The 9,594-nt window shown below is 67.4% G+C and carries 12 protein-coding genes and 1 tRNA gene; 9 read left to right on the forward strand and 4 right to left on the reverse strand.

Going from position 1 to position 9,594, the window contains the following annotated elements:
- Window position 1: 1 nt before the first annotated feature.
- Entirely contained in the window at window positions 2-190 is a 189-nt protein-coding gene (locus ACFOMP_RS03955; RefSeq protein ID WP_379028015.1) for a zinc-finger domain-containing protein, read from the reverse strand.
- Window positions 191-259: 69 nt separating this feature from the next.
- On the opposite strand from ACFOMP_RS03955, the gene ACFOMP_RS03960 reads away from it, so the two are divergent.
- Window positions 260-1,219, forward strand: a complete 960-nt coding sequence (locus ACFOMP_RS03960; RefSeq protein WP_379028016.1) for an ABC transporter ATP-binding protein — start codon at window positions 260-262, stop codon at window positions 1,217-1,219.
- Here ACFOMP_RS03960 and ACFOMP_RS03965 read toward each other — a convergent pair.
- Window positions 1,207-1,581, reverse strand: coding sequence for a histidine triad nucleotide-binding protein (locus ACFOMP_RS03965; protein WP_019352952.1), 375 nt, complete (start codon window positions 1,579-1,581; stop codon window positions 1,207-1,209). The two genes, ACFOMP_RS03960 and ACFOMP_RS03965, sit on opposite strands and share 13 nt — an antisense overlap.
- Window positions 1,582-1,594: 13 nt before the next feature.
- Window positions 1,595-3,172: a DUF5928 domain-containing protein gene (locus ACFOMP_RS03970; RefSeq protein ID WP_379028018.1), complete on the reverse strand. Its 1,578-nt coding sequence runs from the start codon at window positions 3,170-3,172 to the stop codon at window positions 1,595-1,597.
- Window positions 3,173-3,334: 162 nt separating this feature from the next.
- Here ACFOMP_RS03970 and ACFOMP_RS03975 point away from each other — a divergent pair, with 162 nt between their 5' ends.
- The 4 genes from ACFOMP_RS03975 to ACFOMP_RS03990 all read left to right on the forward strand — a co-directional run bounded on the left by ACFOMP_RS03975 (window position 3,335) and on the right by ACFOMP_RS03990 (window position 6,778).
- The gene (locus ACFOMP_RS03975; protein ID WP_379028020.1) at window positions 3,335-4,153 is read left to right on the forward strand and encodes a sulfotransferase family protein; all 819 of its coding nucleotides are present in this window, start codon (window positions 3,335-3,337) and stop codon (window positions 4,151-4,153) included.
- A gap of 317 nt (window positions 4,154-4,470) precedes the next feature.
- The gene (gene rpmF / locus ACFOMP_RS03980; protein WP_155037761.1) at window positions 4,471-4,677 is read left to right on the forward strand and encodes a 50S ribosomal protein L32; all 207 of its coding nucleotides are present in this window, start codon (window positions 4,471-4,473) and stop codon (window positions 4,675-4,677) included.
- Window positions 4,678-4,694: 17 nt separating this feature from the next.
- Window positions 4,695-5,807, forward strand: coding sequence for a phosphate acyltransferase PlsX (gene plsX / locus ACFOMP_RS03985; protein WP_289895058.1), 1,113 nt, complete (start codon window positions 4,695-4,697; stop codon window positions 5,805-5,807).
- Window positions 5,807-6,778: a beta-ketoacyl-ACP synthase III gene (locus ACFOMP_RS03990; protein WP_379028022.1), complete on the forward strand. Its 972-nt coding sequence runs from the start codon at window positions 5,807-5,809 to the stop codon at window positions 6,776-6,778. The genes plsX and ACFOMP_RS03990 overlap by 1 nt, the downstream gene beginning before the upstream one ends.
- A gap of 4 nt (window positions 6,779-6,782) precedes the next feature.
- Here the strand turns inward: ACFOMP_RS03990 and ACFOMP_RS03995 are convergent, their stop codons facing one another.
- On the reverse strand, window positions 6,783-7,058 hold the full coding sequence (locus tag ACFOMP_RS03995; RefSeq protein ID WP_289895056.1) for a DksA/TraR family C4-type zinc finger protein: 276 nt from the start codon (window positions 7,056-7,058) through the stop codon (window positions 6,783-6,785).
- A gap of 212 nt (window positions 7,059-7,270) precedes the next feature.
- Between ACFOMP_RS03995 and ihfA the strand changes: the two genes are divergently transcribed.
- The 4 genes from ihfA (at window position 7,271) to ACFOMP_RS04015 (ending at window position 9,520) form a co-directional block, all read left to right on the forward strand.
- Window positions 7,271-7,579, forward strand: a complete 309-nt coding sequence (ihfA, locus tag ACFOMP_RS04000) for an integration host factor subunit alpha (RefSeq protein ID WP_289895055.1) — start codon at window positions 7,271-7,273, stop codon at window positions 7,577-7,579.
- The gene (locus ACFOMP_RS04005) at window positions 7,579-8,190 is read left to right on the forward strand and encodes a MerR family transcriptional regulator (RefSeq protein WP_379028025.1); all 612 of its coding nucleotides are present in this window, start codon (window positions 7,579-7,581) and stop codon (window positions 8,188-8,190) included. Before ihfA ends, ACFOMP_RS04005 begins: the two co-directional genes overlap by 1 nt.
- A 124-nt stretch (window positions 8,191-8,314) precedes the next feature.
- Window positions 8,315-8,392 (forward strand) — tRNA-Pro (locus ACFOMP_RS04010).
- Between the two features lie 60 nt (window positions 8,393-8,452).
- On the forward strand, window positions 8,453-9,520 hold the full coding sequence (locus ACFOMP_RS04015; protein ID WP_289895053.1) for a 2'-deoxycytidine 5'-triphosphate deaminase: 1,068 nt from the start codon (window positions 8,453-8,455) through the stop codon (window positions 9,518-9,520).
- The last annotated feature ends 74 nt before the right edge of the window (window positions 9,521-9,594 follow it).

The raw sequence follows: 9,594 nt of genomic DNA on the forward strand, positions 1-9,594 counted from the left end.
CTCAGTGATCGTCGTGCGCGCGCTCGCGATCGACGACGAAGCGCTTGTCGCAATAGCCGCATTCGACCCAGCCGGTATCCTGCGGAATGGCCAGCCAGACGCGCGGATGGCCCAGTCCCCGCTTCTCGTCGCCGTCGCAGGCGACTTTCCAGGAGGTGACGGTCTGGATCTCGGGGGCCGGGATGGTCATGGCGGTTCCTTGAGCTTTGACGACAAACGCGGTTAAACCGGCGGCGATCATAATGAACGCCATGAGCCGATGCCAGCCCCTGCAAGCAGTCCGAACGCCATCGAAATCAGAGGTCTGACCAAGACCTATGCCGCCGCCGGCAAGGCGCCGGCGAAACATGCGCTGAAGGGGCTGGACCTGTCGATTCCCGCCGGCTCGATCTTCGGCCTGCTCGGCCCCAACGGCGCCGGCAAATCGACGACCATCAACATCATGGCCGGGTTGGTGCGCAAGACCGCCGGCCGGGTGACGATCTGGGGCTTCGACCAGGACGTGAACCCGCGCCAGTCGCGCGCCGCCATCGGCGTCATGCCGCAGGAGCTGAACATCGACCCGTTCCTGACCCCCCGCGCCAGCCTTGAGGTCCAGGCCGGGCTCTACGGCGTGCCAAGACGCGAGCGCTGGACCGACGAGCTGCTGGAGCTGGTCGGGCTGACCGACCAGGCGGAAAGCTATTCGCGCCACCTGTCGGGCGGCATGAAACGGCGGCTGCTGCTGGCCAAGGCGCTGGTGCACCGGCCGCAGATCCTGGTGCTGGACGAACCGACGGCGGGCGTCGACATCCAGCTGCGCGAGATGCTGTGGCGCAACGTGCGGCGGCTGAACGACCAGGGCATGACCATCATCCTGACCACGCATTACCTGGAAGAGGCCGAGCAGATGTGCGACCGCATCGCCATCATCGACCATGGCGAGCTGATCCTTTGCGAGGAAACCGCCGCCCTGCTCGGCCGCGCCGATTCCAAGACGCTGGTCGTCGATACCGGCGATGCCCGCGCCCTGCCCGCCCTGCCCGAGGGCGTGCGGGCCGAGCGGCGCGGCGACGGCCGGCTTGCGCTCAGCTACGCGCCATCGCGCATCCCGGCAGACCGGCTGATCGACGCGCTGCGCGAAGCCCGGCTGCCGATCCGCGACGTCGCGGTCGAGGCGCCGGACCTCGAGGACGTCTTCGTCCAGCTGACCTCGCGCCCGCCGCCTCAGGCCGGCTGAACCATCCGCCCCATCGGCCGGCCGCCCAGGATATGCATGTGGAAATGCGGCACCTCCTGCACGCCATGTTCACCGGCATTGGTGATGGCGCGGAAGCCTTGCCCGCCCTCCAGCGTCACGCCCAGATCGCGCGTGACCCGGGCGACGGCGCGGTGGAAATCCACGATCTCGGCTTCCGAGGCATTGGCGGCGAAATCGTCATAGCTGACATAGGCGCCCTTGGGGATCACCAGAACATGCACCGGCGCCTGCGGGCGGATGTCGCGGAAGACCAGCGTATGCTCGGTCTCCAGCACTGTGTCATTGGGGATCTCGCCGCGCAGGATGCGGGCGAAGATGTTGCTGTCGTCATAGGCGGGCATGGCGGTTCTCTCCTCAATCGTCGAACAGATATTCGGTCGCGGCCAGCTTCAGCGCCGCATCGGGCGGCAGATCGAGGAAGCGGGCAAGCTGCGCGGCATTCTCCTCGGCCGAGCGCCAGGGGGCCACGGAATGGAAGGCCGAGAAATCCATGTCGCGCAGGCGTTCGGCCTCGTGCTCCAGATCGGCGCGCACCGTCGGCAGCAGCCGCTCGACCACCTCGGGCGCGGTCTGCGCCCCTGCAAGGCCGACCCGGTCGATATGGCCGCGCAGGTAATCGTCGTCGAATTGCGAATCGATCAGCAACAGCCGGGTGTCGGCCTTGTCCGACATCAGATCCTGGATCAGATGCAGCGCCGAGGGGTCCAGGCAGATCACCAGCTGATTCGATTCGAACTGCTCGAACAGCAACCGGATCAAGGCGCGGCGATGCCGGTCGCGCTTTTCGATCGTGGTCTCGACCCCGCCCAGGTCGGGCAGATGCGCCTCGGGCTCGTTGAACAGGAAATCCACCGCCGGGATGGTGCTGTGCCGCCGGATCGCCGCGGTCAGCCGCTTGGCCGCATGCCACTTCTTTGCCACCACCAGCAGCAGCGTGTTGTCGCGGCCCAGGCTGCCCTCGGTCTCCCAGAAGCGCTGGCCGAAGCGGCGCCCGACCCGGCCCCGCGCGGTCAGGAAGCGAAACAGCCCGCTCGCCTCGTTCGAGATCGGGAAATGCACCCCGGTGGCGGCCCAGAGCGCCCCCAGCCGCTCGCGCAGGCGGATCGCTTCGGGGCTGATCTTGCGGGCGAACAGGTAGTTCTGCCCGATCAGCAGGTCGTAATGGTCGTTATAGAAGGTGACCGGCATGCCGTAATCGGTGAAGACCAGATAGGTCAGCGTCCGGGCACGGAGCTCGCGCCGCGGCACCACATGCGGCACGATGGTCTGGAAGAAGGTCTCGTCCGGGATCCAGGTGGTCGAGAAGAACCGCAGCACATCCGGGCGGCTGGCGCAAAATTCCAGCACCTTCTCGACGGTCTGGCGGCGCAGGCACCACCATTGCGAGCCGATCATGACCTGGATGTCGGCCGGCACCTTGCGGCTGAAGCCGAAGCGCTTCTGCAAATCGTAGCTGGTGTAGAACAGCCATTTCCGCGTGCGTTCGTTGAACCAGTGCCGATAGATCAGCCGCTCTTCCTTGAAGCCGGTCTTGATCCAGTCCGATTCGAAGAAGTCGAAATTCTCGATATAGTCGCAATCCTCGGCGTCCAGGAAGGCATGGGCGTATTCGGCCGACTTGATCGGCATGCAATCGCCCGACAGCATGTAGAAATGCGTGGCCTGCGGAAAGGCGACGACGGCGGCGCGCACCGCCTCCAGCGTGGCGCCGACCAGCGACCACTCGCCCCAGCCGCATTTCCAGCGCCGCTGCGCGAAGACCACCGAGGGATTGTCCCCCAGCGCCGCGCGGATCCGTTCGAAATCCCGGGAACTGGCGCGGCCGTCGAAATGGATCGAGACATAGTCGCCCGAGGCGGTCAGCCGCTGCGCCTGCGCGATGACGCCCTTGGGGTCCTTGTGGCAGAGCAGAATGAAGGCGATCCGTGCCATGCTATTTCACCGTCCTGTCCGATCCACGCGCCCGAACGCTCTGCAGCAGGTTGAATCTCTGCCGGCGATTTGCTTTGTGTCCTTACCGATTTTGGCTGGACGGGCAACCCGGGCGTGTGCCTTGCCCATGCCAGGCGCAGAGATTTGAAGGGGAAGATGAGAATGGGTTTCCCAGGAACCTGGATGACGGAAAGCGCCAGCATGGTCTATCGCGTGGTCCCGAAATGCGCCTGCTCCTCGATCGGGCAGATCATGTTCTATTCCGACCATGGCCGCTATTTCGACGGCGACATCCACGATTCCACCAGCGGCCTGCACAAGTGGAACCAGGACGAGAGCCAGCCGCTGATCGAGGCAAACGTCAAGGCCCACAAATCCCTGACCTTCACCTGCGTCAGGAACCCCTATGCGCGCATCCTGTCCTCGTTCTTCGACAAGATCGCCGGCATCCAGAGAAACGGCAAGCGCTATCGCGGCAACCTGGTGCCGCAGCTGATCCAGCGCTACGGCGTCGACGTGGGCAGCCCCGAGAACGGCTTCGAATTCGACCAGGTCGCCAGCTTCCGCCGCTTCCTGCTGTTCGCGCGCGACACCATCCGCTGGCGCCGGCCGATGGAGCCGGACATCCACTGGTCGGCCATGTCCGGCCATATCTCGACCTTCATCGTGAACGGCGGCCGCTACGACCAGATCTTCTTTACCGAGAAGTTCAACGACGGCATGCAGAAAGTGCTGGACGCCGCGCCGACGCCGGTGAAGCTGGACGTGAACGACGTGCCCAAGTTCAACGAATCGGAAGGCCACGGGCCCAAGCGCGCCCACAAGGTCAGCGACTATTTCGACGACCTGTCGCGGCACTTGGTCTGGGAAATCTACAAGAAGGATTTCCAGCTGTTCAAATACGACTTCGACGATCCCGACAACAAGCTCCCCCGGCACGAGATCGACCTGGACGAGATCCACGCCAAGCTGGGCCGCTGAGCCCCCGCGGGGCCGGTCCGGGGCTCCGGCCGCCGCCTTCCGTTTGCCCGATATTCCCGTCGGGCCAGCGCCGCGACGCAAGGCTTTCGCCTTCCTCGCGCCGCGGCCAAGTTTTCCCTTGCGAAAAACCAGAAACGCGCTATTTTCCCGCCTTCATTCGACCGGCGGGGGATGACCCGGACCGTTGCCCCCGTGCGCGCTGCCCTGTTTCGCGCCTTGCGGCCGACGCTCACTTGGCCTATGCCCCGCCCCAGAACCGAAATCAGAATCCGGGGCCGCCCAGCCGGGTTGCCCCCCGAACCCCTTGAGGTTGAGACATGGCCGTCCCTCAGAACCGAGTTACCCGGTCCCGCCGCAACATGCGCCGTTCGCATGACGCGCTCGTTGCCGGCAACCCGAACGAATGCACCAATTGCGGCGAACTGAAGCGCCCGCATCACGTCTGCCCCTCCTGCGGCCATTACGCCGATCGCGAGGTCGTCGCGCAGGCCAACGAGGTCGACCTGGACGAAGACGCGGCCTGAGCGGACTGACCGCGGATATGGCTTCGGCAGATACCAGCGCTCTGCCGCGCGCCCCCGGCGACGGGGACGGCGTGGTGATCTCGGTTGACGCGATGGGCGGCGACCGGGGCCCGGCGACGGTGATCGCCGGCATGGCCGAGAGCGCCGGAAAGAACCCCGATATCCGCTTCATCGTCCACGGCCCCCGGGCCGAGCTGCAGCGGCTGATAGGCCGCCGCGGCGACCTGCTGCAGCGTTGCGACATCCGCGACGCGGCCGGCGTGGTGTCCATGGGCGACAAGCCCAGCCAGGTGCTGCGCAAGGGCGAGGGCACCTCGATGTGGTCCGCCCTCGAATCGGTGCGTCAGCGCGAGGCGACCGCCGCCGTCTCTTGCGGCAATACCGGCGCGCTGATGGCGCTGTCCATGCTGCGGCTGCGCAAGCTGCCCGGCGTGAACCGGCCGGCCATCGCCTGCCTGTGGCCCTCGCGCAATCCGCAGGGTTTCAACGTCATGCTGGATGTCGGCGCCGATATCCGCGCCGATGCGCAGGATCTGCTGACCTATGCTCTGATGGGCGCCTCTTACGCCCGCAACGGTTTCGGGCTGGAGCGGCCGCGCGTTGGCCTGCTGAATGTCGGCACCGAGGAACACAAGGGCCGGCCCGAGCTGAAACAGGCCCATGAACTGATCCCCACCACGGCGCAGGCGGCGAATTTCGACTATGTCGGTTTCGTCGAGGGCGGCGACCTGCCCTCGTCCCGCGTCGATGTGATCGTGACCGACGGCTTCACCGGCAATGTGGCGCTGAAGACCGGCGAGGGCACCGCGAAACTGGTCGGAGATCTTCTCAAGGAAGCCTTCGGCAAGTCGGTGATGTCGAAATTCGCCGCGCTTCTCGCCATGGGCTCGCTCAAGCGGCTGCAAAAGCGGATCGACCCGCGCCGCGTCAACGGCGGCGTCTTTCTGGGGCTGAACGGGACGGTGGTGAAATCGCACGGCTCGGCCGATGCGACCGGCGTCTCGGCAGCCATCAAGCTGGCCTTCCGGCTGGCACAATCCGGATTCCAGGACCGGCTGGCGGCGCGCGTGGCGCAATCCGTCGCGGCGGCAGGCCAAATCAACGGCAGCAAGGAAAGCGAGGCGTCCTGATGCGGCGTGCGATCGTCCGGGGAACCGGCCATTACCTGCCCGAACGCGTGATCGAGAACAGTTGGTTCGAGGACAAGCTGGACACCAGCGACGAATGGATCCGCACCCGCACCGGGATCGAGCGGCGCCATTTCGCGGCCGAGGGCCAGCGCACCAGCGACCTCGGCATTCTCGCCGCCCGGGCCGCGCTCGACAAGGCCGGCATCGCCGCCGACCAGATCGACGCGGTGATCGTGGCCACCTCGACCCCCGACCTGACCTTCCCCTCGGTCGCGACCATGGTCCAGGCGGGGCTCGGGATGCGCGGCGGCTTCGCCTATGACCTGCAGGCGGTCTGCGCCGGCTTCGTCTATGCGCTGGCCAATGCCGATGCGATGATCCGCGCCGGCTTGGCCGAGCGGGTGCTGGTCATCGGCGCCGAGACCTTCAGCCGCATCATGGACTGGACCGACCGCGGCACCTGCGTGCTGTTCGGCGACGGCGCCGGCGCGGTGGTGCTGGAGGCGGCAGAAGGCGACGGCACCTCGGCCGATTGCGGCATCCTCGCCACCGATCTGAACAGCGACGGGCAATATCGCGACCTGCTTTATGTCGATGGCGGCGTCGCCTCGACCGGCACGGCCGGGCATCTGCGCATGCAGGGCAACCTGGTCTTCCGCCACGCGGTCGAGAAACTGGCCGACACCGCCCACCGGGCGCTGGACAAGGCCGGGCTGACGCCCGAGGACGTGAGCTGGCTGGTGCCGCACCAGGCCAACCTGCGCATCATCGAGGCCACCGCCAAACGCATGCACCTGCCGATGGCGAAGGTGGTGCTGACCGTGGCCGATCACGGCAACACCTCGGCCGCCTCGATCCCGCTGGCGCTGTCGGTGGCCGATGCCGAAGGCCGCTTCAAGCCCGGCGACGTGCTGGTGGCCGAGGCCATCGGCGGCGGCCTGGCCTGGGGCTCGGTCGTCCTGCGCTGGTAAGCCGTTATTTCAGCTGCGAATCCTTCGAGCCGCGCCGATTGATCCCGGCCGCCGGCCGCCAGGCCTTGTCGCGGCCCGACTGACAGTCCACGCAAAGCCGCACCCCGGGTATCGCCTGCCGCCGCGCCTCGGGGATCGGCTCGTCGCATTCGTCGCAGAACGCCGCACTCTCGCGCGTCACGCGCTGCGCATTGCGTTGCCGCATCCGCTCGATCGCCTCCCGAGTCGAGACGTCGATCTGTTCGTTCACCGCGTCGTCGCGGGCCCAGCCACCAGCCATGACATTCCCGTTTCACTTGTGCTTCTTCTACCAAGATAGGACGAGAATCCCGCCGTTCCAAGCGGCAGGCAGCGCAGCTTGCGCAGCGCCCCGCCGGTAAGGCGCGAATAATGCGGAACAAAATCGGGGTTCCAGGGAACGGAATCGGGCCGGGGTTGTTGACTTGGCGCCGTAAAGAAATCATCCTTCCCACCATTCAAGAGGTTTCCGAGATGAGCGACACTACCCTGACCCGCATGGACCTGGCCGAGGCGGTGTTCCGTGAGGTGGGCCTCTCCCGCCACGAATCGGCCCAACTTGTCGAAAGCGTGCTCGGCCATATCTCGGACGCGCTGGTGCGCGGCGAGCAGGTCAAGATCTCCTCTTTCGGCACCTTCTCGGTGCGCGACAAGAATGAACGCATCGGCCGCAATCCCAAGACCGGGGAGGAAGTCCCCATCACGCCCCGCCGGGTGCTGTCCTTTCGCCCCTCGCATCTGATGAAGGACCGCGTGGCCGCCGGGAACAGGCGCAAGGGCTGATGAGCAAATCCCCCGACGCCTTTCGTTCCATCGGAGAGGTTTCGCGCCTCGTGGCCGTCGCGCCGCATGTGCTGCGCTATTGGGAAACGCAATTTTCGCAGCTTTCGCCGGTCAAGCGCGCCGACGGGCGCCGCTATTACCGACCCGATGACGTGCGCCTGGCCGCCGGCCTTTGCCAGGTGATGCGCGAGGAAGGGCTGAGCATTCGCGGCGCCAAGCGATTGATCGCCGCCGACCGCGGCGCCGGCCTGCGCGAGATCGGCGCCGCGCGCCTGGGCGAAAGCCTTGCCGAGGAGACTGCGGCCGAGCGTCCCGTCCGCACCCCGGCCGTGCGTCTGGCCGTCCCCGATCCGCAGGCCGAAACCCCGCAAGGGGCGGATATCCCGGCCGTGCCCGCCGCTTCGGCCGCGAAACCGCCCCGCCCCGCGCCCCGCCCCCCCCGGCAGACCGAATCGCTGCCGCTTTTCGCCGGTCTGGAACGGCCGCTGGCGACCGGCTGGCTCGGCCGCCTCGCCGCCACCGCGGCCGGCCTGCGCGGCTGCGAATTGCAGGGCCGGCCCCTGCCCGCCCAAGCCGGGGCCCTGCGCGCCGCGCTGCAGGGCGCCCGCTAAGCCGCATGGCGGATGCGTTTCCCGCCCAGGGCCGCAGCCTGTCCGCAGCAATCAGGATTCTTGCCGAAATTTCCGTGCTTCGCCCCTTGTGCTGGCCGCCCGCTTCGCTCTATATGCCCCTCGTCGGGCCGTGGCGCAGCCTGGTTAGCGCGTCCGTCTGGGGGGCGGAAGGCCGCGAGTTCGAATCTCGCCGGCCCGACCATTCCGAAAACGCCCATCCCCGTCCGGGGGTGGGCGTTTCCTTTTGCCGAAAGGGTTCCGTGTGAACGGTGTGCTTCCCGATTCGTCCCTGCGCCGGCTGATCGCCAGCGGCGCGATCTCGGCCACCCAGCCCATCCTGCCCGAACAGGTCCAGCCCGCCAGCCTCGACCTGCGGCTGGGCACGACGGCTTGGCGGCTGCGCGCCTCGTTCCTGGCCGGACGCGGGCGCAAGGTCAGCGACCGGCTCAAGGATTTCGAGATGCACCGGATGGACCTGACCGGCGGCGCGGTGCTGGAAAAGGGCTGCGTCTACCTGGTGCCGCTGATGGAGCGCCTGTCGCTGCCGACCGGTCTCGACGCGGTCGCCAATGCCAAAAGCTCGACCGGCCGGCTGGATCTGCTGACGCGGCTGGTCACCGACGAGGGCACCGAGTTCGACCGTCTGCCCGAAGGCTATGACGGCCCGATCTATGCCGAGATCTGCCCGCGCAGCTTCTCGGTGCTGGTGCGGCCCGGCATGCGGCTGAACCAGCTGCGGCTGCGCCAGGGCCAGGCGGTGCTGACCGATGCCGAGCTGCGCGGCCTGCACGCGGCCGAGCCGCTGGTCACCGGCCAGGCGCTGATCGACGACGGCCTTGGCTTCTCGGTCGATCTGCGGCCCGAAACCGGCGACCTGGTCGGCTACCGCGCCCGCCCGCATAGCGGCGTCATCGACCTCGACCGTATCGGCGCCTATCAGGCCCGCGACTTCTGGGACGAGTTGCGCAGCAGCGACGGCCAGCTGATCCTCGACCCCGGCGCCTTCTACATCCTGGTCAGCCGCGAGGCAGTGGCGATCCCGCCCGATTACGCCGCCGAGATGGCGCCCTATCTGGCCATGGTGGGCGAGTTCCGGGTGCATTACGCCGGCTTCTTCGACCCGGGCTTCGGCCATGGCGCGGCCGGACAGGGTGCGCGCGGCGTGCTCGAGGTGCGCTGCCACGAGGCGCCCTTCGCGCTGGAACACGGCCAGACCGTCGGCCGGCTGGTCTACGAGCGCATGGCCGCCCGGCCCGAGCGGCTCTATGGCAGCGGCATCGCCTCGAACTACCAGGGCCAGGGGCTGAAGCTCGCCAAGCAATTCGCCTGAGCCGCGACGCCGCCGGCCCATCCTTCACCGTTTTCCAAATACCCCGGGGGAGTCGCGGGCAGCGCGCCGGGGGC

This window comes from Paracoccus simplex (genome assembly GCF_042648325.1).
GTDB classification, from domain to species: Bacteria; Pseudomonadota; Alphaproteobacteria; order Rhodobacterales; family Rhodobacteraceae; genus Paracoccus; species Paracoccus simplex.

What these genes read in the sequence shown, in the direction of transcription:
- ACFOMP_RS03955 (WP_379028015.1), bottom strand. Translation starts at nt 190, where the DNA reads ATGACCATCCCGGCCCCCGAGATCCAGACCGTCACCTCCTGGAAAGTC.
- ACFOMP_RS03960 (WP_379028016.1), top strand. Translation starts at nt 260, where the DNA reads ATGCCAGCCCCTGCAAGCAGTCCGAACGCCATCGAAATCAGAGGTCTG.
- ACFOMP_RS03965 (WP_019352952.1), bottom strand. Translation starts at nt 1,581, where the DNA reads ATGCCCGCCTATGACGACAGCAACATCTTCGCCCGCATCCTGCGCGGC.
- ACFOMP_RS03970 (WP_379028018.1), bottom strand. Translation starts at nt 3,172, where the DNA reads ATGGCACGGATCGCCTTCATTCTGCTCTGCCACAAGGACCCCAAGGGC.
- ACFOMP_RS03975 (WP_379028020.1), top strand. Translation starts at nt 3,335, where the DNA reads ATGGGTTTCCCAGGAACCTGGATGACGGAAAGCGCCAGCATGGTCTAT.
- rpmF (WP_155037761.1), top strand. Translation starts at nt 4,471, where the DNA reads ATGGCCGTCCCTCAGAACCGAGTTACCCGGTCCCGCCGCAACATGCGC.
- plsX (WP_289895058.1), top strand. Translation starts at nt 4,695, where the DNA reads ATGGCTTCGGCAGATACCAGCGCTCTGCCGCGCGCCCCCGGCGACGGG.
- ACFOMP_RS03990 (WP_379028022.1), top strand. Translation starts at nt 5,807, where the DNA reads ATGCGGCGTGCGATCGTCCGGGGAACCGGCCATTACCTGCCCGAACGC.
- ACFOMP_RS03995 (WP_289895056.1), bottom strand. Translation starts at nt 7,058, where the DNA reads ATGGCTGGTGGCTGGGCCCGCGACGACGCGGTGAACGAACAGATCGAC.
- ihfA (WP_289895055.1), top strand. Translation starts at nt 7,271, where the DNA reads ATGAGCGACACTACCCTGACCCGCATGGACCTGGCCGAGGCGGTGTTC.
- ACFOMP_RS04005 (WP_379028025.1), top strand. Translation starts at nt 7,579, where the DNA reads ATGAGCAAATCCCCCGACGCCTTTCGTTCCATCGGAGAGGTTTCGCGC.